This is a genomic window from Arthrobacter sp. ZGTC412, assembly GCF_002929215.1.
Classification (GTDB): domain Bacteria; phylum Actinomycetota; class Actinomycetes; order Actinomycetales; family Micrococcaceae; genus Arthrobacter.
In genome coordinates this window covers 658,544-680,950 of sequence record NZ_PJII01000001.1, presented here as the reverse complement: position 1 = coordinate 680,950, position 22,407 = coordinate 658,544, and the positions used below count along the sequence as shown (strand labels likewise).

At 65.5% G+C, this 22,407-nt stretch carries 19 protein-coding genes; 12 read left to right on the top strand and 7 right to left on the bottom strand.

Annotated elements, in window-relative coordinates; all coding sequences use genetic code 11:
- The 3 genes from CXQ88_RS03195 to CXQ88_RS03185 all read left to right on the top strand — a co-directional run.
- Positions 1–1,500 (top strand): hypothetical protein (locus CXQ88_RS03195; RefSeq protein WP_146069162.1); only part of this gene is annotated, 1,500 nt, incomplete at its 5' end.
- Positions 1,501–1,864: 364 nt separating this feature from the next.
- Complete coding sequence (locus tag CXQ88_RS03190; RefSeq protein ID WP_104042679.1) at positions 1,865–2,701, top strand: alpha/beta fold hydrolase; 837 nt, start codon at positions 1,865–1,867, stop codon at positions 2,699–2,701.
- Complete coding sequence (locus CXQ88_RS03185) at positions 2,698–4,467, top strand: sensor domain-containing protein (protein WP_258061664.1); 1,770 nt, start codon at positions 2,698–2,700, stop codon at positions 4,465–4,467. The genes CXQ88_RS03190 and CXQ88_RS03185 overlap by 4 nt, the downstream gene beginning before the upstream one ends.
- Before the next feature lie 147 nt (positions 4,468–4,614).
- On the opposite strand, the gene CXQ88_RS03180 is transcribed toward CXQ88_RS03185, so the two are convergent.
- Entirely contained in the window at positions 4,615–4,851 is a 237-nt protein-coding gene (locus CXQ88_RS03180) for a hypothetical protein (RefSeq protein WP_306736197.1), read from the bottom strand.
- A 380-nt stretch (positions 4,852–5,231) separates the two neighbouring features.
- Entirely contained in the window at positions 5,232–5,576 is a 345-nt protein-coding gene (locus CXQ88_RS03175; RefSeq protein ID WP_104042677.1) for a hypothetical protein, read from the bottom strand.
- 135 nt (positions 5,577–5,711) lie between these two features.
- On the opposite strand from CXQ88_RS03175, the gene CXQ88_RS03170 reads away from it, so the two are divergent.
- The 6 genes from CXQ88_RS03170 to CXQ88_RS03145 all read left to right on the top strand — a co-directional run bounded on the left by CXQ88_RS03170 (position 5,712) and on the right by CXQ88_RS03145 (position 13,210).
- Entirely contained in the window at positions 5,712–6,929 is a 1,218-nt protein-coding gene (locus tag CXQ88_RS03170) for an MFS transporter (RefSeq protein ID WP_104042676.1), read from the top strand.
- Positions 6,930–6,987: 58 nt separating this feature from the next.
- Positions 6,988–7,689, top strand: a complete 702-nt coding sequence (locus tag CXQ88_RS03165) for an esterase/lipase family protein (protein ID WP_104042675.1) — start codon at positions 6,988–6,990, stop codon at positions 7,687–7,689.
- A gap of 94 nt (positions 7,690–7,783) precedes the next feature.
- On the top strand, positions 7,784–8,692 hold the full coding sequence (locus CXQ88_RS03160; protein ID WP_104042674.1) for an LssY C-terminal domain-containing protein: 909 nt from the start codon (positions 7,784–7,786) through the stop codon (positions 8,690–8,692).
- A 495-nt stretch (positions 8,693–9,187) separates the two neighbouring features.
- Complete coding sequence (locus CXQ88_RS03155; RefSeq protein WP_104042673.1) at positions 9,188–9,988, top strand: carbon-nitrogen hydrolase family protein; 801 nt, start codon at positions 9,188–9,190, stop codon at positions 9,986–9,988.
- 108 nt (positions 9,989–10,096) lie between these two features.
- Positions 10,097–10,912, top strand: a complete 816-nt coding sequence (locus CXQ88_RS03150; RefSeq protein ID WP_104042672.1) for a gamma-glutamyl-gamma-aminobutyrate hydrolase family protein — start codon at positions 10,097–10,099, stop codon at positions 10,910–10,912.
- Between the two features lie 519 nt (positions 10,913–11,431).
- Positions 11,432–13,210: an N-acetylglutaminylglutamine amidotransferase gene (locus tag CXQ88_RS03145; RefSeq protein ID WP_104042671.1), complete on the top strand. Its 1,779-nt coding sequence runs from the start codon at positions 11,432–11,434 to the stop codon at positions 13,208–13,210.
- A 14-nt stretch (positions 13,211–13,224) separates the two neighbouring features.
- Here the strand turns inward: CXQ88_RS03145 and CXQ88_RS03140 are convergent, their stop codons facing one another.
- The 3 genes from CXQ88_RS03140 to CXQ88_RS03130 form a co-directional block, all read right to left on the bottom strand.
- Positions 13,225–14,130, bottom strand: a complete 906-nt coding sequence (locus CXQ88_RS03140; protein WP_104042670.1) for a phosphatase PAP2 family protein — start codon at positions 14,128–14,130, stop codon at positions 13,225–13,227.
- A gap of 88 nt (positions 14,131–14,218) precedes the next feature.
- Positions 14,219–14,719 (bottom strand): SRPBCC family protein, encoded by a 501-nt coding sequence (locus CXQ88_RS03135; RefSeq protein WP_104042669.1) that lies wholly within the window; start codon positions 14,717–14,719, stop codon positions 14,219–14,221.
- A gap of 16 nt (positions 14,720–14,735) precedes the next feature.
- Positions 14,736–15,071: an ArsR/SmtB family transcription factor gene (locus tag CXQ88_RS03130; RefSeq protein ID WP_104042668.1), complete on the bottom strand. Its 336-nt coding sequence runs from the start codon at positions 15,069–15,071 to the stop codon at positions 14,736–14,738.
- A gap of 69 nt (positions 15,072–15,140) precedes the next feature.
- Here CXQ88_RS03130 and CXQ88_RS03125 point away from each other — a divergent pair, with 69 nt between their 5' ends.
- The 3 genes from CXQ88_RS03125 (at position 15,141) to menD (ending at position 20,340) form a co-directional block, all read left to right on the top strand.
- On the top strand, positions 15,141–16,136 hold the full coding sequence (locus tag CXQ88_RS03125; protein WP_104042667.1) for an o-succinylbenzoate synthase: 996 nt from the start codon (positions 15,141–15,143) through the stop codon (positions 16,134–16,136).
- A 215-nt stretch (positions 16,137–16,351) separates the two neighbouring features.
- On the top strand, positions 16,352–18,439 hold the full coding sequence (locus tag CXQ88_RS03120) for a PhoX family protein (protein WP_104042666.1): 2,088 nt from the start codon (positions 16,352–16,354) through the stop codon (positions 18,437–18,439).
- A 119-nt stretch (positions 18,440–18,558) separates the two neighbouring features.
- Entirely contained in the window at positions 18,559–20,340 is a 1,782-nt protein-coding gene (gene menD, locus CXQ88_RS03115; protein ID WP_258061663.1) for a 2-succinyl-5-enolpyruvyl-6-hydroxy-3-cyclohexene-1-carboxylic-acid synthase, read from the top strand.
- 10 nt (positions 20,341–20,350) lie between these two features.
- Here the strand turns inward: menD and CXQ88_RS03110 are convergent, their stop codons facing one another.
- Both CXQ88_RS03110 and CXQ88_RS03105 read right to left on the bottom strand, forming a co-directional pair.
- Positions 20,351–21,175: a VOC family protein gene (locus CXQ88_RS03110; protein WP_104042664.1), complete on the bottom strand. Its 825-nt coding sequence runs from the start codon at positions 21,173–21,175 to the stop codon at positions 20,351–20,353.
- Positions 21,172–22,398: an aminotransferase class I/II-fold pyridoxal phosphate-dependent enzyme gene (locus tag CXQ88_RS03105; RefSeq protein WP_104042663.1), complete on the bottom strand. Its 1,227-nt coding sequence runs from the start codon at positions 22,396–22,398 to the stop codon at positions 21,172–21,174. Before CXQ88_RS03105 ends, CXQ88_RS03110 begins: the two co-directional genes overlap by 4 nt.
- Positions 22,399–22,407 lie beyond the last annotated feature (9 nt).

Sequence of the window (22,407 nt, the reverse complement as noted above, 5' to 3'; positions counted from 1 at the left end):
GGTGGCCCAACGCCGTCGGAGTCAACGGCCGTCGCCGCCGTAGTCAACGCCGCAGTGGACCTCGGAGCCGTCACCGGCACCGGCCAGGCCACCAGCCCGGAGCTCGCCGCGGCCGCTGTCGTGGAGCTCGGTCTGGGCAACACCGTCACCGGCACGCCGGCCCCGGCCGCCACCGACCTGGCAATTGCCGCGGACGTCGTGGTTGACCTTGGAAACGGGACCGGCCAGGCCACCACCCCGGAGCTCGCCGCGGCAGCTGTCGTGGACCTCGGTGTGGGCAACACCGTCACCGGCGCACCTGCCCCGGCCGTAACCGACCTGGCAGTTGCCGCAGACGTCGCGGTTGACCTTGGAAACGGGACCGGCCAGACCACCACCCCGGATCTCGCCGCGGCCGCTGTCGTGGACCTCGGTGTGGGCAACACCGTTACCGGCGCACCTGCCCCGGCCGCGACCGACCTGGCAGCCGCCGCGGACGTCGTGGTTAACCTTGGTGGCACCAAGGGCGCCACGAATGGGGTCACCACCGACAGTCTGGATGCGCTTGTGGACGTCAGCCTCGGCGGCACCAACGGCACCACGAATGGGGTCACCACCGACAGTCTGGATGCGCTTGTGGACGTCAGCCTCGGCGGCACCAACGGCACCACGAATGGGGTCACCACCGACAGTCTGGATGCGCTTGTGGACGTCAGCCTCGGCGGCACCAACGGCACCACGAATGGGGTCAGCACGGAGGGTCTGGACGCGCTTGTGGACGTCAGCCTCGGCGGCACCAACGGCGCTGCTGATGGGGTCACCACCGACGGTCTGGACGCGCTTGTGGACGTCAGCCTCGGCGGCACCAACGGCGCTGCTGATGGGGTCACCACCGGTGGAGCCGACGCACTGGTTGATGCAGTCGTCGGCGTTAATCTTGGCGGCAGTGGTACCGGTGGAACCACCGGCGGACTCAGCGCCGTAGTAGATGCAGTGGTCGGTATTGGCACCGGCAGCACCGGCGGTAACACCGGTGGAGTGGTTGCCGACCTGGACCTGGATCTGGGCCTGGGCCTGGGCAGTGACAGCAATGGCACGGAGAACCCCGGCACCGGCACACCCGGCACCGAAACCCCCGGCACGGAAACCCCGGGCACCGAAACCCCCGGTGACGGCAACACGGGAGGCACCGGCACCGAAGACCCCGACACCAACACCCCCGGAACCAACACCCCGGGCACAAACACCCCCGGCCCCGGCACGGGCACCGACATTGGCAACGGTTCTGACTCCGGCACCGCAGCCACCGGCGGCTTCTCCGCAGCACCGGCCGCTTCCACCGCAGTGAGCGGCGCCATCGCCCCGGACACCACCGTCCGCAGCACCCCCGCCCAGGCAGGCACCACCCAGGGCGCCAAGGCCCTGGCCAACACCGGCGTGGACGCCTCCCTGGTCCCGCTTGCCCTGCTGCTCCTGGCCGCAGGAATCCTCCTGATGCTCCGCAAGCGCAAGGTCTCCTAGGACACCGAACGGTTGCTGACCGTGCCTGCACCATGCGCCTGAAGCGGCTGCACCAAGCAGGCTGAGCGGAGGGAGGACCCCACACAACACAAAACCGACACACCACACCAAACACACCAAACATGTCATCAGCACACATGTCCTTGTGGCCGATGGTCCGGCAGCGAAACCCACACACGGTTTCGCCGCCGGGCCCTCGGCGTGTGATCACCCTTTTCGGCTCCGGCCCAAGAACCAGTTGGAATGTGTTGAGGACCGAGCACAGCGGCGCAGGTCCAGCCTGCGGGAATCCTAGGATTCCGGATCCGTCCGCCACTAGTATCTGAGGCAAGACAACGTCACCCTACATAGGGGTCAGTGAAAAATGGTCGAAGCAGCAACTGCAGCGGTTTCCACGGTGATCCGCCGGAACAACGTGACGGTATCCGGGCGGGCTGACGGGCCGGTGATGATGTTCGCCCACGGCTACGGCTGCGACCAGGACATGTGGCGGAGGCTGCTGCCGTACTTCGCGGACGATTACCGGCTGGTGCTCTTTGACCACGTGGGAGCAGGCCACTCTGACGTGGATGCCTACGACAGGGAGAAGTACGGGTCCCTGAACGGCTACGCGGCGGACCTGCTGGAGATCTGCGAGAGCCTGCAGTTGAAAGACGTCATCCTTGTGGCCCACAGCGTCAGTGCGATGATCGCGGTGATCGCAGCAATCCAGGAACCCGAGCAGTTCTCCAGGCTCATCCTGGTTGCCCCGTCTCCGCGCTACACGAACGACTCCGCCGACGGCTACGTGGGCGGGTTCTCGCAGGAGGACATCGAGGGCCTGCTGGCATCCCTGGACAGCAACTACTTTGCTTGGGCCGAAGCGCTGGCGCCGATGGCGATGGGCAACCCGGAGACTCCGGAGCTCTCGGAGGAACTCCGGAGCAGCTTCTGCCGGACCAATCCGTCCATCGCCCGGCACTTTGCCCGAGTCACCTTTCTTTCGGACACCCGGCAGGTACTCGGAAGAGTGCCCACCGACTGCCTGATCCTGCAGTGTTCCGATGACCTGCTCGCGCCGCCGGAGGTGGGCACCTACGTGCACCAGCACCTGGAACGCAGCTCCCTGGTGCAGCTGCAGGCCACGGGCCACTGCCCGCATGTCAGTGCACCGAAGGCCACGGCTGAGGCGATCCTGCAATATTTGGCGTTCAGCCCGTGACAGACACCCCTGGCCGGGGCCACTTCGAGGCGCTGTTCAACCAGGCACCCTGCGGCTACCTGATGACGGACGACGGCGGACGCATTACCGCGGTCAATGACACTTTCGTGAGCTGGACCGGTTACGGCCGCTCCCACCTGCTCGGGTCCCAACTACAGTCCCTGATGCCTATCGGCGACCAGATCCTGTACTCAACCCACTGCATCCCGCAGCTGGGCATCACCGGTGCCGTGTCCGAAATCGCGGTCGAAATCGTCGGCGCAAAGGGCGAGCGCCGGGCAGCGCTGCTCTCGGCGTCACGGTCCCCGGCCTCGGATGGGGAGCCCGCCGTCGTCCGGGTGATTATCTTCAGCGCGCACGAACGCCGGATGTACGAACAGGAACTGGTGGCCGCCCTCCGGGCAGCCGAGGAATCCGAGGCCCGGCGCGCCGAGGCCGAGAAGGAACTGCAGCACCTCGCCCTGCACGATGCCCTTACAGGCCTGCCCAACAGGGCGGGCCTGAAGTCGGAGCTGGACCAGCAGCTCGCCGGCGGCAGTGCCGGAGCGGACAGGCTGGCCGTCCTCTTTATCGACCTCGACCATTTCAAGGCCGTCAATGACAGCCTGGGGCACGCGGCGGGGGACGAGCTGCTGGTCTCCGTGGCGCAGCGCCTGTTGTCGGCGGCGGCAGGAACAAATACTGTGGCCCGGCTTTCCGGCGACGAGTTCGTTGTGGTGGATGCCTTTGCCGGCCCGACGGAAGCCACCGGACTCGCAGCCGGGCTTCTGGAGGTCCTCAAGACACCCATGCAGATCGAAGGCCTGGAAATTGTCACGTCCGCGAGCATCGGAGTGGCTGTGGCGAAGAATGCCGGGGAAACCCTTGAAGACCTCATCCGCCGCGCGGACATCGCCATGTACCGGGCAAAAGAACTGGGACGCAGTCGCTGGGAACTGCATGAGCCCGCGGAATCGGATCCCACCGTGGACCGGCTCCGCGCCCTGGGCGAACTCCGCAGCGGAATCAGGGAAGGTGCCCTCCGCGTGCACTACCAGCCCCGGATAGACCTGCGCACCTGGCGCACGAGCGGGGTGGAGGCGCTGGTCAGATGGCAGCACCCCACCCGCGGGTTGCTGCCGCCGTCAGAGTTCATCACCATGGCGGAGGAGTCGGGACTGGTGCGGCCCCTGGGCGCGTGGGTCCTTGGCGAAACACTCAAGCAGGCTGACAACTGGCGAGGGGAGGGCCCCGGCGGCGCGAGCCTTGAATTTGCTGTCAACCTATCTGCCCGCCAGCTCAATGACCCCGAGTTGGTGCCGATGGTGGAAGCTGCCCTCCGGCTGAGGAGTATCGACCCGGCGCTCCTGCTGCTGGAAATCACCGAAACCGCCCTCATGGCCGATCCTGCTGCCGCCCTCGAATCGCTGACGGCCCTCAAGAACCTGGGCGTCGGACTCGCTGTTGACGACTTCGGCACAGGGTACTCCAGCCTGACCTACCTGAAAAAGTTCCCCATCGACGAACTGAAAATTGACCAGTCCTTCATCAACGGACTGGGGTCGGACTCCGGAGATTCAGCCATTGTGGGCAGCTGCATTGACCTGGCGCACGCGGTGGGCATCCGGGCCGTCGCCGAAGGCGTGGAAACCCCCGGCCAGGCTCATACGCTCAAGGCCATGGGCTGCGACCTCGCCCAGGGGTACCACTTCGCACGGCCGCTGCCCGCGCCGCTCCTCAAGGAATGGCTGGACGCAAACGCGGGCGGCGAACCGGCCTGTGCTTGAAGTGCTTTCCTCAAACTAAGAGTGCAGCTACCCGTCTTTTCGGATACAACTGCACTCAAAGCCTGTGGAAAATCTGTCAGAAGAAAGTCTGTGGCTGGCACACTTGGCCCGATTGTTGGGCGCTGCCGGTGCCTTCCCTGCGAAGCTTTAGGCGGCGATCAGTGCGCGCCGTGCGGGTGCGTGCTCCCGGCGCGGTGCCAGGACGCTGATGGTGCAAGGTGCCTGCTGCGGATCAATCCTGGCCGGCAGGTGATGCGTTTCGGAAGCGGTATGAAGCATTTCCAGGGCTTCTTCATCAACCCGTGCGTGGGTGATGTCCAGCTTCAGGTCGAGCCCTTTCCTTAGGGAATTGGCCCGCTTAACTACTACATAGAGTGCGTTCACACTGTGGATGGTGATATGCCCCTTTGCAATCACCAGAGCCTTGGCATGGTCTAGATCTACACGGACAACGATGTTCAGCTTGGAATTCAAGTTCTAAAGCCCTCCCCGGCATTGGCTGCGACGCTGCAGCTTCTTGCTATGGCCTGTTTCTTAAGCCTCATCCAGAGTAAGGGGCAATTGTGACGCACGCAACAGTTACGTATTTATTACACCGATTTGGATGCTGATCCTGTGACAAGCCGGGCTGTGCAAGCACGCACGCCGGAACGGCAGGCTGCGGCAATCAGCCGCAACCCGCCGTCGGACTTTCCAGCCGGCGACCTACAACGCCCCATCTTCCGGGCCCGGAATTTAGGCGCCTACGCCTTCCAGGCGCGGGCCTAGCCCACCGCTTCGGGAAGCCTGCCGGTTAAGACTGTCACCGGGGCTGATGACCAGCGCTCGCGCTCGGGCTCAAAGGAGATGACCACGGACGCATCGCTGTCCCGCGCCTCATCGATGGCGAGCAGCAGGGCATCCTCGACATGCCGCGCATATTCGAGCCGCTCGGCCAAGGTTCCCTGAAGGTCGCTGTCGTCGATCAGTGCGTGGCTTTTGCCGTCCACGATGACCTTCAGAAGATAACCCTGGTCCTCGTGGAGGGATCCCCGGGTTGATGTAATCTCGGTGACTTTGTCTGCCCGGACCAGCCCGTTGCCGAGCGTACGGATCCACACTTCACCCATGAAATGAACCTCCCCTTTGGCCGTGGGCGCGAATCAGCACCCCATAAGGCAAACGCTAGTCCTTTACAAGGGTTTTGTGACCCCCAAATCTTTGCTTTTCTCTCGCGCCATGCCGGCCACCCTAGGATAAATCTGATGACTTTCCCGGATGATGCACAGCCCTTCAGCCTTCGCAGCATCGCGGTGGCCGCTTTTGGCCCCACACTGCTCTTCGGGATTGGCCAGGGAGCGATTCTTCCGGTGGTGGCGCTGACCGCCCGCGACCTTGGCGCATCCGTCGCAGTGGCCGCGTTGATCGTCACCCTGATGGGTCTGGGCTCCTGGTTCTTCAACCTGCCTGCATCCCTGGTGACATTGAAATTCGGCGAGCGCTGGGCCATCGTAGGAGCTGCGGTCGCCGCCGGCCTGGCCCTCGCCGCGGCCGGGCTGTCCTCCCTGATCCCTAACGGACTGTGGCTGCTCGCGGTGGCGATGACCGTCGTCGGCATGTCCGGCGCGGTGTTCGGGCTGGCCCGGCAAAAGTACCTCACCGAAGCCGTTCCCGTAACGTTCCGGGCGCGGGCGCTGTCCACCCTGGGCGGGGTGAACCGGATCGGCGTGTTCATCGGGCCCTTCCTGGGTGCCGCCGTGATGCAGTTCTCCGGGATTGGCGGTGCCTACTGGGTGGGCGTGGTGGCGATGGCTGCGGCGGCGCTGCTGTCCCTCACCATCCCGGACCTCGAGCTGGCGGAAACGCGCGACGGCGGAGTGCCCGGCCCGGAGCCGACCCTCCGCAGCGTTGCGGTTTCCCACGCCGGCGTGTTCCTGAGCGTGGGCGTGGGAATCCTGCTGCTCAGCGCTCTGCGCTCCTCGCGGCAGGTGGTCATCCCGCTGTGGGCGGACCACCTGGGCATGGATGCCACATCGGCATCCCTAATTTACGGGCTCTCCGGTGCCATCGACATGCTGGTCTTCTATCCGGCCGGCAAGCTTATGGACCGGAAGGGCCGCCAGTTTGTGGCGGTACCGTCCACGCTGATCATGGGAACGGCGCTGCTGCTGATTCCGCTGACAGGGTCCTTTGTGGGGCTGCTCCTGGCGTCGCTGCTGATCGGGTTCGGCAACGGCATAAGTTCCGGCCTGGTGATGACCTTGGGTGCCGACTTCTCGCCGGACCGGGGGCGCGGCCAGTTCCTGGGGCTATGGCGGTTTATGGCGGACGCCGGATCCACCGGCGGGCCCGTCCTCCTCTCCGGGGTGACGGCCCTGGCATCCCTGGGGGCGGGGATCTCAGCCACAGGAGTACTGGGGTTCGCGGCGGCGGCCGTGTTCGCCGTCGTAATTCCCCGCCTCAAGCACCGGCGGAACTACTGACTCCCGCCCGTTGCGCCAAAAGTGATGGCGCAACGCGTGTGGGGGCTATCCTCGACAGATGAGTCAAACGGGCACGCCCACTCGAATCAGCGCGCTGCAAAAAGGCGTGTGGTGGCTGCAGGACTATCTTTATGCCGGCGTATGGCAGGTCCGCGGCATGCTCTCCCGTGTGCAGCCCGGCTCATTCCACCAGGGCCACCGCGCACCCGTGGTGATCATCCCCGGCGTGTACGAAAACTGGCAGTTCATGCTGCCCCTCATCCAGTGCATCCACGACGCCGGCCATCCGGTGCACGTGGTGACGGTGCTGCAGCGGAACAGCCTGGGCGTCCCTGCTGCCGCCCGGCTCGTGGCCCAGCACCTGGAGGAGGCGGGCCTGCAGGACGCGGTTATTGTGGCGCACAGCAAGGGCGGGCTCATCGGGAAGTACGCCATGCTGAACCTGGATCCGGAGCACCGGATCGACCGGATGATCGCCGTGTGCACACCGTTTTCCGGCTCGCGCTACGCCCGGTATATGCTGCTGCCCAGCCTGCGGATTTTTTCTCCCCGCAACGCACTGACCCTCCAGCTTGCCCGCGAGGAGAGGATCAACAGCCGGATCACGTCCATCTACGGCCCGTTTGATCCGCATATTCCCGAGGGCAGCGTCCTGCCCGGTGCCACCAACATCAAGCTGCCCACCGCCGGGCACTTCAGGATCCTTGGGGACCCTGAGACGGCGCGGATCATCGTGGAGCAGCTGAACCTTCCTGCGTGACGTGGTTTGCGTCGTTTAGCGCTGGCGAGGCCGGGCTGCGTGGTTCGCCGCACCTTAGGCTGGTGATGAGTAAGCGACCGAAGGGAGAAGCACTGTGACGTCCACTGGCGGGAAGCGGGCCGTTCCGGACGAGCCGGACCACACGCGTTCCAACAGCCCGGTCGAGCGCCGGCAAAGCAGGTGGGCTACGGTCTTGGCGGTCCTGCAGCGGCTGCTGTACCTGGTGGTGACCATTGCCGTGGGCTGGGCTGTCTACTACTTCCTGCTCGCACGGCTATCGCGTGGGCCGGAGCAGACGTGGGTGTTCCTGCCAGTGTGGCTGATCCTGGCTTATGCGCTGCTTCCGCGTATCCACAAGATCCTGAGCAGCCTGTACATCCCGGACTACTTCATCGGGCGGACCAGGACGGGCGACGGCGTACTGGGCGATCCCGTGAACCTCGCCGTGGTGGGACCCAAGGAGGAGCTGAGGCAGGCGATGCGGACGGCTGGGTGGGTGGAAGCCGACCCCATCACCCCGGCCACGGCCTGGCGCACGCTCACCTCGACTGTCATGGGTCACAGCTACCCGCAGGCCCCCGTGAGCTCCCTCTATGTTTTCGGAAACAAGCAGGACCTTGCTTTCCAGCGGGAAATTGACGGCAACCCACGCAAGCGGCACCACGTGCGGTTCTGGAAATGCCCGGCCGGCTGGATGCTGCCTGGCGGCCTGGCCGTGGACTGGGTAGGGGCCGGCACCTACGACCGGAGTGTGGGGCTGTCCCTCTTTACCTTCCAGATCACGCACAAGATCGCCGACCGTACAGACGAGGAACGGGACTTCATCATCGAGACGCTTCGCTCGGCCAATGCCGTTGAGTCAGTACACGTGATTCTCAACTACTACAGCGGCTACCACCACCGCAACGGCGGCGGTGACGCCATCCGCACCGACGGGCACCTTCCGATCATCGACCTGCACCCGCCGGACCGGCTGCGGCGAACGGACGCGTCGAAGGAATAATACCGGCCTGACCTGCAGTTTTATTTGAGTGGACCTTCAGACTTCAGTGAAGCGCCCAGCACTGGTTAACCTTGAAGGTCCCGGCGCCGCTACGGGGGGGGGAGAGTAGGACGCCGGGACGTATGGAAGGCACCGCAGGGGGTGCCAGCTTCAGATTCCCGACGCCCGCTAGGGAGCATTCCGCTGCGGAAGTCGAGGATTGAATACCTGGCGGAGCCCACTTCAAAACTCCGCCAGGAGGCTGATGGCTAAACCAGAGAATCCACCTTGGTTCTCCGGTCTTGCACCAGTAACTATCCAAGGCCTCGATTAAAATACGCCGGGGTAATTCTGCAAGGTTGAGTCAAAAGTTCCTCGTGGTTTGCGCAGGTCAAGCCCTTGGCTGGCTGATTGAGGCAGCGAGTTGCAGGGGAGGGGGCCGGCGGGGCTGTTCGCGTTGAGCCGGGTGTGCGAACCTTTGTTGAGGGGCCGTTTCGCCGTGGCAGGAGGGCTGAAGTGAGAATCGCCTCCGGGCAGTTCAGCGCCGGCAGGGAACCCCAGCGGAACCTGGTGCACATCGGGCGGCTGATGGAAACTGCCGCCCTCGGTAACGCGGACCTGCTGGTGCTTCCGGAGTCCAGCCTCTACGCCAGCACCGAACCCGCCAGTGTCCTCGCGGAAGTGGCCGAGCCCTTGGACGGTCCCTTCATCGAAGGTATTGCGGCACTCGCAAAGGCCCTCCGCCTGCCCGTGGTGGTGGGAACCGCAGAGGCCAACCCCAACGGCCTTCCCTACAACACGCTGGTGGCCATCGATGCCAGGGGTGCAGTGGAGGGCACGTACCGCAAAGTCCATCTCTACGACGCCTTTGGCTACCGTGAAAGCGATGGAACCAGCAAGGGCACCATCGGCCATCCCGATCTGCTCTCCTACGGCCAGCTCCGCCTGGGCATGCTCACCTGCTACGACCTGAGGTTCCCTGAAAGCGCCCGCTACCTGGTGGACGCCGGAGCCAACGTCCTGCTGCTGCCGTCCATGTGGATCGTGGGCCCCGGGAAAGAAGACCACTTCAGCACCCTTGTGCGTGCCCGTGCCATCGAAAACACCTCGTACGTGGTGACGGCCAACCAGTGCGGCCCGCTCGCGACGGCGTACTCAATTGTGGTCGATCCGTTCGGGGTGGTCATCGCCAATGCGGGGGAAGCGCCGGGAGTGGTGTTTGCCGAGCTCGAGCCTGAGCGGATCGCGGCTGTCCGGACCCGCGTCCCATCCCTCCGGAACCGTCGCTTCCGGGTGGTCCCCGGGGACAAGGAATAAGCCAAGAAGTGTGATCGTCTCGACACCTGGAATTGACGCCGACGAAACATTCCGGGCCTCCTGCGGCCCTAAAATTGAAGGCAGTCAGATTTTCCTGGAGGGACCACAGTGCACACCACCGACGCCGCGATGAAACCAGTCATTGGACTCACCACGTACCTGGAACAGGCGCGCACCGATGGTTGCGGCACGGTCAGTGCGGCATTCCTGCCCGAGACTTACCTGAAGCCGATCATCGCCGCGGGCGGTATGCCCATCCTCCTGCCGCCGCAGCCGGTGATGGAGGGCATGATCGAACAGCTCGTGAACCGGCTCGACGGCCTGGTTGTTCCCGGCGGCTGGGACGTGGACCCGGCCCTCTACGGCCAGGAAGCCCACCCCGAAACTGACGAGCCCCGACCGAAGCGTGACGCCTGGGAGCAGGCCCTGATTCAGGAAGCCATCCGCCAGGACGTCCCGCTGCTGTGCATCTGCCGGGGCGAGCAGTTGCTGAACGTCACGCTCGGCGGCAGCCTCCACCAGCACCTGCCGGATGTGATTGGTAACGGCCAGTACCAGCCCGGTGGCTACAACTTCAACAAAATTCCCGTGGAAATCAAACCCGGTTCCCGGCTTGAGCAGCTGATCGGCGCCAACCCGGGACCCGTGCCGGTGTCCCACCACCAGGCCGTGGACAAGCTTGGCCACGGCCTTGTTGCTGCAGCGTGGAGCGAGGACCAGGTGGTGGAAGCCATCGAATACCCCGCAAACACCTTCACCATGGGCATCCAGTGGCACCCGGAGGAGCTGCCCGAGGACTTCGGCCTCTTCCGCGGGTTCGTCGAAGCAGCCCGCGCAAAGTTCCTGTCCCGGCTCCTGCCGGCCTCGCCGGCGTCGGTCTCTGCGGAGATCAATGCCAGCCTCGCCGGTCCGCCGCTTGGATAGGGCAGGTAACCCTGCCCTATCAGGGAGCCACAAAGGCAATAAAGGATCACCCCGAAACAGCGCGAAAGGCGCCTTGTTTCGGGGTGATTCTGTGTTTCAATGCCTTGCGGTCAACAAATAAGCATGCTTAGTATGTTTTAGACAATGAGGTTAAGCCAAACGCTTCAAGGTTTAAACCAAGGAGCAATCATGGCCTCTAAGTACAATCGATTTCCTCCTGTCCCAGCATGCGTCCCCCGTGAGGGAAGTGACCGAGGATCACCCTCGACGAGCTGGCCCAGGACATCACAGCGCGGCGGGCGAGCGCCGATTCCACCGCACGTTCAGTGGGGGCGCGTGCCGCCGCCCTTGCCACGTCGCCCTGCCGGTGCAGTCCACCGCCACCCCCGGGCTGCGCTACCAGCGGATGATCCAGAGGTTCGGGCTGACCGCGATCGAGCAGCTCACAGGCTCACCGATTCGCCACTCCTGGCGCGCGACCAGAGTTTGTAGATAGGTGCAAGGAACGAGGACCTCAACATGTGCGGAATAGCTGGCGAGATTGCCTTCAATGGGAGAAAAGCCTCCCAGGAGTCGGTTTTCAAGATGATGGGGGCAATGACTTCGAGGGGCCCCGACGGGCGGGGGACCTGGGAGTCGGGCTGGGTAGCACTGGGGCATCAGCGCCTCAGCATCATTGACCTTTCCGAGGCGGGTGCCCAGCCAATGCTGGACGACGGCGGCCTGTCTGTCATCTTCAACGGATGCATCTACAACTACAAGGAACTGCGCCGGGAACTTGAGCCCGAGTTCACCTTCCGGTCCACCAGCGACACCGAGGTGATCCTGAAGGCCTACCGGAAGTGGGGCGACGACTTTGTCCACCACCTGGTGGGAATGTTTGCGGTGGCGCTTTACGATCCGCAGCGGCAGGAAGTCCTGCTGGTCCGGGACCGGCTGGGCATTAAGCCTGTGTATGTTTCGCAACTGCCCGGGAGGGTGCGCTTCGCGTCCAGCCTGCCGGCGCTGGTGGCTTCGGGCGGCATCGACACCTCCATCGACGAGACGGCACTGCACCACTACCTGAGCTGGCACTCGATCGTGCCGGCGCCCAGAACCGTCCTGCGCGGCATCCAGAAGCTGCCGGCCGCCACCATCCGGACCATCCGGGCCGACGGGACCTGGCATGACCGCGAGTACTGGAGGCCCAGCTACACGCGGCGCGGGGAGCACTCGGGCTGGTCCGCGGCGGACTGGCAGGACGCAGTCCGCGAGTCCCTGAAGACAGCAGTACGACGGCGGATGGTCGCCGACGTACCGGTGGGCGTGCTTCTCTCCGGGGGACTGGATTCCAGCCTGCTTGTTGCCCTGCTTGCCGAGGAGGGCCAACACGGGCTGTCCACCTTCAGCATCGGGTTCGACGGCGCCGGCGGCGACTCGGGGAACGAGTTCGTGTATTCCGACTTGGTGGCGAGGGAGTTCGGGACGCGGCATGAGCGACTGCACATCAGCACCTCCGAATTCGCACCCTCCATTGATGGTGCCGTAGGTGCCATGTCCGAACCCATGGCCAGCCATGACGTGACGGCGTTCCACCTGCTTTCGAAGACTGTTGCGCAGCATCTGAAGGTAGTGCAGTGCGGCCAGGGCGCAGATGAGGTCTTTGGTGGATACGGGTACCACCAACCGCTTGCCGGGGTGAGCCGCTCGGAGGCCCAGGGCGTGTTCACCTCAAACTTTGTGGACCACAGTCATGACGAGCTCTTGAACATCGTTGAACCCGAGTGGTTCTGCAGTTCTGACGTGAGCTGCCAGGTTTTGGCCGCCAACCTCGAAGCCCCAGGGGCCGAGACCGCCCTGGACGCGGTGCTCCGCCTGGACACCCACCTGCTGATGGTGGACGATCCGGTCAAGCGGCTGGACAACATGACGATGGCTTGGGGCATCGAAGCCCGCGTCCCGTTCCTGGACCATGAGCTGTTGGAGCTTGCTGCATCCTGCCCACCGGAGCTGAAGGCGTCGCAGGGCGGCAAGGGGATTCTGAAGGACCTGGGCCGGCAGTTGCTCCCGGCCGCGGTGGTGGACCGGCCCAAGGGGTACTTCCCGGTGCCCGCCCTTCAGCACCTGGCGGAACCCTTCATCTCCATCGTGCGTGAGGCACTCCACGCACCCGAGGCCAAGCAGCGCGGACTTTTCCGGCCCGCGTACATCGACGGCTTGCTGGCCGATCCCAACATGCAGCGGACCGCGGTCAACAGCAACGTGCTCTGGCAGTTGGCGCTGCTGGAGATGTGGCTCCAGCGCCACGCCGTGGGCTAAAGCGGGAGATGACGTCAGCGCCCTGGCGAGTCCCGCCGTCGTGCGGCGTACGCAAACATGGCCGTGGTGGCGACGGTCGCCAAATACCCGGCGATCACAATCAGCGAGATGCCCGCCCAGAAATAATTCGTGGTGCTGACCTCCTGCCAGGGGCTGGGCGCAATCCGGGCCAGCGAATACACCGCCACCGCAGCCGAGGCCAGCCCGATCACCACCGGAAGCGTCAGCCAGATCCTTGCCGAACCCACATGCGCGCCGAAGCCGTCCCATGCGTTCCACGCCCCGCGCCGGATGATCAGCCAGCCCGCGGGAATCATAAACGCGCCCACCAGCAGGAACGCAGCCACCACGTCGGCTGGCCGGTGCCACTGGTTGATCAGCGTGGACACCCCGGAGGCAATGGCGAACGTTCCGCCCACAAAGCCCGCCATCGGGCGCCAGCGCGGCGAGGCCATCAGGAACACCGCAGCCGCCGCCGACGCAGCGAGGGTGGTGTGCCCGGACGGCAACGAGTTCAGCTCCAGCGTCACCACGCCCTTGTCCGGCCGGGCCGGCAGCACATCCTTCAGGACCTGCGTGGCGATGTTCGCGCCGATGCAGGCAGCCACGGCAATGCCTGCCTCCGTCCACCGCTTCCGGATCACCGTGACAAACAGCACCACGACGGCGGCCATCACCAGTGAGATGGTGGGCAGCAGGTCCAGGAACCTGGTGGTCGCCTTGCCCGCCGGACCGTGGATATCGACGGCTTCCACCAGCGCGGACTCGTCGATGAACTGGCCCGTGGTGGTCTGGACGAAGTAGTAGTACGTGGCGATCAGGCCGGCAACGCAGGCGAGCGTGGCAAGCACGAACAGGAAGCCCGACCCCGGAGCGGGGCGTGCCGGGGTCCTGGTCAGTGCTTGCCGTTGAGAAGTCATCGCTTCAAGGTTGTCACAGAAAGCTGGGATCCTGCCGCATGCTGACCGGTAGCGGGGCGCCCCCGCACGCCTCGCCCTGGTGCGGCGGCTACCGGAGGTTCGCCGACAGCTCCTCGATGATCTCGAACTGCTCCCGCACGCCGCCCTCCATGCCGGACTGCGCAATCATGTCCCGGACTTCCTTGCTGTTGGCGTCTGTGCGGATGCTGACCAGGGTGGCGCCGCCGTCGGCCTCTTCAAACGTGACGCTGTTGACCACAGCCCCGTCCTCGCTGTCCGGGCCGACGTCCGGCGTCTCCATGATCTCGGTGTGGACGATCCGCTCGTTCGGCACAATTTCCCGGTACGTGCCGTGGAAGGCCACCTCGAATTCGCCATGGGCCACCATCACGTACCGCCATGCCCCGCCCACCCGGAAGTCCATGTCCGCCACGGTCATCTCACCGCGCTTCCCGGGCCACCATTTTCTGACCAGATCCGGTGTAGTCCAGGCTTTGTAGACGAGGTGCCGGGGTGCGTTGACCGTGCGGGTGATCAGGATTTCCTCATCGCTGGGGAAGGTGACGTTCATGGTGCTTGTCTGTGCCATTGCCCTGCTCCTTTGCTTACTTTTCCTGCTCTTCGAGGTCCTTCGCAACGCCCTCCAGAAGATCGAAACGTTCCTCCCAGAGATGCTGGTAGCCGGAAACCCAATCGTGGATGGGCTTCAGGGCCTGCGGGTTCAGTCGGTAGACGCGCTGCCGGCCTTCGTCCCGGACGACGACGGCGCCAACCTCCCGCAGCACCCGCAAGTGCCGGGACACGTGTGGCTGCGCCATGCCAAGCAGGTCAACGAGCTCATTGACCGGGCGCTCGCCGCCGGCCAGGGCGTCCAGGATTTCCCGACGGCGGGGCTCCGCCACCGCGTTGAAGGTATCCGCCGTTGTTGCTGCCCGTGCCATGCCGCAATCGTATACCCATATGGGTATGTCTTGGAAGGGTTCGTTTGTCACCACTTGTACAGTGGGTCCATGCCTACGCCGCCTGTGCCCGCCCTCAACGAACTGCTGGCCGGCGCGCACGTGGTCAGCCTGCCCATGCGGGTGAAGTTCCGCGGGATCAGGGAGCGGGAGTCGTTGCTCCTGCAGGGCCCGGCCGGCTGGGGAGAGTTCTGCCCGTTCCCGGAGTATGGCGACGCCGAGGCTTCCCGCTGGCTGGCTTCTGCCGTTGAGGCCGCATGGCAGGGGTTTCCGGCTCCGCTGCGTTCGGTGATTCCGGTCAACGCCACCGTCCCTGCCGTTGCTGCCGAACGGGTGCCTGAGGTCCTGGCGCGCTTCGGACGGGTGGACGCCGTGAAGGTCAAGGTTGCCGAGCATGGCCAGACGCTCGACGACGACGCTGCCCGGCTCGCTGCCGTTCGCTTGGTCCTGCCGGAGGCGGCCATCAGGGTGGACGCGAACGGTGGCTGGGATGTACCCGCCGCCGTCGAGGCCCTAACCCGCCTGGCGGACGTCGGGCTCGAGTACGCCGAACAGCCGGTCCCCACCATTGACGGACTGGCCGAGGTGCGGCGCGTTCTGGGGGCTGCCGGTACGCCGGTGTTGATCGCTGCCGACGAAAGTGTCCGCAAGGAATCCGACCCCCTGCGCGTGGCGCGTGCCGGTGCCGCAGATCTGATCGTGGTCAAGGTGGCGCCGCTCGGGGGAGTGCGGCGGGCGCTGGACATCGTAGCGCAGGCCGGGCTGCCCGCCGTCGTCAGCTCAGCGCTGGACACCTCGGTGGGAATCCGCGCGGGCCTGGCCCTGGCGGCGGCGCTGCCGGGACTGCCATACGCGTGCGGGCTGGGGACGGTGTCCCTGTTCGATTCGGACATCACCACGGATCCGCTGGTGGCCGACGACGGCGCCATCCGGCTCCGCGACGCGACCGCCGACGCCGGGCTCCTTGAGCAGTACGCGGCGTCCCCGGAGCGCCGGGACTGGTGGCTGGCCCGGCTCCGCCGCGTCCATGCCCTCCTCGCCGCCTGACGCTCTATCACTCCACGCACGAATTCCCCCTGCGCTCTGTCACCTATCGCACGAATTGCCCAACGCGCTATCACCTTTCGTGCCTTTATCACTGCCCCTTCCGCACATTCCTGCAGGTCACGTGCGGTTAACCGGAACTTCACCTTGCTGACTACTGCGCGTAGAAACCGGCTGACAGGGTGGGCGGACCGCATCGATTTCTTTGGAAGGCCCCCATGTCTGAAACGACTGCCCGAAAGTTCACCCTGCTGCCGATGCTCGGCCACACCAAGGGCAAGCGCAGCGCCGTCACCTGTGCGCTCAAGTGCGACAATGCCTGCTCCGGCGACGTCTGCAACACCAGCTCCAACAGCTACTTCCGCGACATCGCCTCCGCCACCATGTCCCGCCGCGCCGCCCTGGGCTTCGGCGCCGCCGGTGCGCTCGCCGTCGTACTCGGCAGTGCCGTCACGTCACCTGAATCCGCAAGCGCCGCCGGCCTTTCCAAAGCCGCCAAGGAGGGCTTCGGCAAGTCAAAGCTCCAGTTCACGGCGATCCCGTCGATTGATGCCTCCGTTGACGCCGTCACGGTTCCGGAAGGCTTCACCTGGAAGCCGGTTATCCGCTGGGGCGACCCCATTTTCAACGACGCGCCGGAGTTCGACCTGAACAACCAGACGGCCGCCGCGCAGGAAAAGCAGTTCGGCTACAACAACGACTACACGGACATCCTGGAAGTCCCGGGCAGCAAGGGCCGCCGCGCGGTGCTCTTCGCCAACCACGAGTACACCAACGAGAACATCATGTTCCCCGCTGCGATGCCGGCCGAGCAGAAGCGCGCTGTGGGGGCAGCCGCGCACGGCCTCTCCGTGGTGGAGTTGGAGCGCAAGAACAAGAACGACCCCTGGACCTACGTCAAGGGTGCGAAACTCAACCGCCGTTACCTCAACAGCACCGTGTACGAGCTGACCGGTCCCGCCGCCGGCTCGTCGCTGGTCAAGACCGCCGAGGACACTGCCGGCCGCTACATCAAGGGCACGCTGGGCAACTGCGCCGGCGGCACCACCCCGTGGGGCACCATCCTCTCCGGCGAAGAAAACTTCAACGGCTACTTCCGCTCCCCGGGCACCTCCGCCTACGACAAGCGCTACGGCCTGACGGACAAGGCCACCGCCCGGGGCTGGGAAAACGACGAAGACCGCTGGGACACCCGCAACGCCGGCTACGAGAACGAGGCCAACCGCTTCGGCTGGATCGTGGAAGTTGACCCGTTCGACCCCACCTCCACCCCCAAGAAGCACTCCTCACTGGGCCGCTTCAAGCACGAGGGTGCCAACGTCATCATTGCCAAGTCCGGCAAGGTGGTGGCCTACTCCGGCGACGACGAGCGCTTCGACTACCTCTACAAGTTCGTCTCCAAGGACTACTACAAGGAGGGCGACCGCAAGCACAACATGACCCTCCTGTCCGCGGGCAACCTGTACGTCGCCAAGTTCACGGGCAACTCACCGGCCGCTGAAATCACCGGCACCGGAAACGTGCCGTCGGACGGTGCCTTCGACGGCGTCGGCCAGTGGCTGCCCCTGGTTGTGGACGGCAAGTCAGCGGTGCCGGGCATGTCCGTCGAAGAGGTCCTGGTGTACACCCGCGTCGCAGCGGACAAAGTTGGCCCCACCAAGATGGACCGCTGTGAGGACGTGGAGCCGAGCCTGCACACCGGCAAGGTCTACGTCGCCTGCACCAACAACTCTGACCGCGGAAAGAAGGACGCCCTCGGCAAATACACAACGGAACCTGCCACCGAAGTCAACCCCCGCAACCAGAACCGCGACGGCCACGTTGTGGAAATCACCGAGACCGGCGACCAGACCTCCACCACCTTTACGTGGAACCTGCTGCTGGTCTGTGGCGATCCGGCCCAGGGCGACGTTACCTACTTCTCCGGTTTCCCGGTGGACAAGGTCTCGCCCATCTCCTGCCCGGACAACCTCGCGTTCGACTCCGTGGGCAACCTCTGGATCTCCACCGATGGCGCCCCCTCCGGCATCGGCAAGGCGGACGGTCTCTTCAAGGTCACCCTGGAAGGCGCGGAGCGCGGCAAGGTGGAGCAGTTCCTGGCGGTGCCCAACGAGGGCGAAACCTGCGGACCCATCATCCACGACGAGGAGCGCACCGTCTTCGTTTCCGTACAGCACCCGGGAGAGGAAGGCTCCTTCGAAAAGCAGCACTCCTACTTCCCGGATTACGTCCCGGCAGGTGCCACGCCGGCCCGCGGCCAGGCGCGCGCACCCCGTCCGTCCGTGATCCAGGTGTTCCGCGGCTAGTCCTTTCCTGCCTACCCGTTGCCCTATCACTATTGGTCCTTAAAACCCGGTTTGGGGACTGAAAGTGATAGGGCAACGCGAGGGAACGTGGGAAGCGTCGGGGGTGGCAGACTGGATTGGTGACTTCGCCCAATGATTCCGCCCCCGATGCTTCGCCAGATTCTTTTGACACTGAGACTTCCCCTGCAGACTTTTCCGGCGCCGCACCTTCGCTGAGTGCCTTGGCGGCGGCGCGGATCGCCGTCGAGGTTCTGGTTGACGGCGGTGTGCAGCACGTGGTGGTTTCGCCCGGTTCCCGGTCTGCCCCCATGGCCTATGCGCTGGCGGAAGCATCGGCGCAGGGACATATAGAGTTGCTGGTCCGGATCGATGAGCGTTCCGCCGGGTTTACTGCCCTGGGCCTGGCCCTGTCCACCGGCTCGCCGGCAGCTGTACTGACCACGTCCGGGACTGCCGTCGGGAACCTGCTGCCAGCGGTGATGGAGGCCAACCATGCGGCCGTTCCGCTGATCGTCCTGTCCGCTGACCGGCCGGAGGAACTGCGCGGGACCGGCGCCAACCAGACCACCATCCAGCCCGACATCTTTGGTGAACAGGTACGCTTCGCCGTCGACATCCCCGCAGGTACTGACCCCGAACGCGCCATCAGGACCGGCCTGTCCGCGGCCACCGGGGCGTTCCCCGACCTTGCCCCCGGCCCGGTCCAGCTCAACTTGGCCTTCCGTGATCCGCTGGTTCCCGGGCCCGGAGAGAAGCTGCCGACGTCTGCTGATAGGCCTCGCTACCGGGTGGCCACCGAGCCCCTCGTTATGAACCTGCCGCCCGCATCCACCGACCTGCCCGAGCGACGCACAGTAGTCCTCGCAGGCCACGACGCCGGCCCGGTCGCCGAGGCATTTGCCCGCGCCCACGGCTTGCCGCTGCTGGCAGAGCCTTCCTCCAACGCCCGCTTCGGGCCGAATGCCGTGGGGCCGTACCGGCTGCTGCTGGAACACTTCGGGCCCGAGTCGGCAACGCCGATCGAGCGGGTTGTCCTGTTCGGCCGCCCCACGTTGTCCAGGCCGGTTGCGGCACTGCTGGCACGCGCAGACGTCCAGTCTGCCCTGTACCAGCCGCTTCCGGTGGCCTGGTACGAACCCGGCCGGCGCACTGAACTGCCGCTGGAGAGCCTCGTGGACCTGGCGGATTTTGCCGGCCGCGGTCCGTCCGCCTGGCTGGACACCTGGCTGCTCGCGGGATCGGCCGCCCAGCACGCACTGGACCGGATCCTGGCCGAGGGAGGGCCCGCCACCGGCCCGGCCGTCGGGTCGCTGGTGTGGAAGCACGCACGGGGCCAGCTGCTGCTGGGCTCTTCCAACGGAATCCGCGACGTGGACCTGGCCGGCCTGCCCGCCCCTGAACCTGCCGCCACCGTTTACGCCAACCGCGGCCTCGCCGGGATCGACGGCACCATCTCCACAGCCACCGGCATCGCGCTCGGCGGCCGGCAGGAAACCACATTGCTGCTGGGCGACGTGACCTTCCTGCACGACGCCGGCGGTTTGCTCCTTGGCACCGGGGAGGAGCAGCCCGACCTGCGGATGGTTGTACTCAACGACGCCGGCGGGGCCATCTTCGACCTCCTGGAACACGGTGCGGTGCGTGAGGCCGGGACGTACGGTGACGCCGTCGAACGCCTTTTTGGTACCCCGCACGCAGTGGACATCGCGGCACTCGCTGCAGCGTACGGCGTCGGGCACTGCCCAGTCAGTACGACGGCGGCACTCGCCGAAGCGCTCGGCCAGCCGATCGAGGGCCGCAGCATCGTGGAAGTCCGTGCTGACCGGCACGGCCTGCGCGCCCTGCACGGCCGGATCAAAGACGCGGTTGCCGCAGCGGTCGGGGGAGTACTGGCGCGCTAATTCCGCGCTCTCAGCCCGTCGGGGGAGTGAACTGGCTGGCGCTGAACACCGCTCCCTGTGGGTCCCGGAGCAGTGCCTCGCGGGTCCACCCGGTGTCGTCCTGTCCCAGGATTTCAGCGCCAAGCCGCCCGGCGTTGACCACCGTCTGGTCGCGGTCGGCAACGGCAAAGGTCACGTGCCAGTGCGGCGGTTCGGCGGCGTCCGCGGCCACTACCCAAGCGATCGCGTCCTCGAAGCCCGGTGGGGCAGAGAATCCTGCCTGCCGTGTCCTGATGTCCGGGTAGATGGTGGCCTCGAGGTGGTCGCCGTAGCCTGGCCTGCGGACCATCAGCCCGAAGCCGACGTCGTCCACCTGCCAGCCGAATGCCTTCGCGTAAAACGCAATGCCTGCGCTGGGGTCAGGCGTGTGCAGGTCGCTGAAATTCCAGGCTCCCGGCTGATTGACCACCTGTGCCCCCAGCCGCCGCTTCGCCTGCCAGAGGCGGAACGGGGCACCTTCCGGGTCGGCCAGCGCGGCGCTGCGGCCGCCCTCTCCCGCATCTTCCGGGGCCGAGAGCAACTTGGCGCCGGCAGCGACCAGCCGGCGCACTGCGGCATCTGCGTCGTCGACGGACACGTACGTGTTCCACGCCGTATCCTCCCCGCCGCTGCCCAAGCCGGCAACGTCCTGGCCGTCGAGCTTCGCTATCAGATAGCGGCCCGGCGCTCCCGGCGGCATAACGTCCTCGAAGGCCCAGCCAAAGAGCCCGCCGTAGAAGTCAGTGGCCGCCTCGACGTCAGGCTGCTCTGTGTCGACCCAGGACGGGACACCCTGCGGGTAGGTCCGTTGGTTCATTCCTCGCTCCTGTCCATGCTTTCCTTCATCGCCGCTTCGAATGCCGGCAGGCTGCGTTCGATCATGTCCTCGTTCGCCGTCAGGGAGATCCGGAAGAAGCCCGGCGTCTCGAACAGCGCGCCCGGGAAAACAAGGACATCCCGGCGGACGAGTGTCTCGGTGAACGCTTCGTCGTCCGGGAGGGGGGACGTGACATACAGATAGAACGTGCCCTCGGGTCGGTGCAGCCGGTAACCCATGCCGCCCAGGGCTTCCATGAGTCGGTCCCGCCGCCGCTGCAACTGGCTTACGTCGATGGAAAACTTTTCCAGTTCGGGCAGCGCGTGCTGGAGCAAAGCGTTCGGGTATATCCAGCCCATGGCCACCTGCAGGCCGGTGATGGCCGGGCGCATCTCATCCCGGTGCGGCATGGTGGGTGGCAGTGCCAGGTAGCCCACCCGCTGGCCCGGGGAGAGATGCGTTTTGCCGTAGGAGTAGGCCAGCAGCGTGTGCGCATAGAACTCCACAGGGCTGTGGAAGCGGAGGCCATCAAACACAATCCGGTTGTAGGCCTCATCCGAGACCAGGTAGATCCGCCGGCCAATGCGCGCCGAGGCCGTCTCCAGCACTTCCGCCAGCCTGCGCAGGAGTTCGGGAGGATAGATCCGCCCGGTGGGATTGTTGGGCGAATTGACGATCACAACCCTGGTGCGCTCCGTGATGGCAGCACCGATAGCATCGAGGTCGAGGTCGAACGTGGGGGTATTGACCTTTACCTTCACCGGGACAAGCCCGGCTTCCAGGATCAGCGGCTCGTACAGGAACCATGGGGGCAGGCTGTAGATTACTTCGTCGCTCGGATCGGCCACGGTCTTCAGTGCCAGCGCGATGGCGGCGAAGCCACCGGTGGTGAGGTAGATGTCCTCCGGGCGGAATGGCACGTCCAGCAGCCGCTGAAGGGATTCCGCGGCAGCCTCCCGGGCTGCCTCACCGTTGGTTTGGTACGCGAACCACTGGTCATGCTGCGGCGTGAGCGCGTCCCGCAGCGTGTTGACGTAGCGGTCCGCCGGCATCTGGTGCGGGTTGCCGAAGGTAAAATCACAGCCGTCCGACTGGCTTTTCCGGCGGTACATGGCGCGCCCGAGGTAGGCGTCCACCCGTTGGAAGGAGGGAATTGATGCCAGCCAGGCCGCACGCTCCGATACCGCCGGTGCCGCCTGGGATGAAGGGGTCGGATCTGACATGCCAGCGCT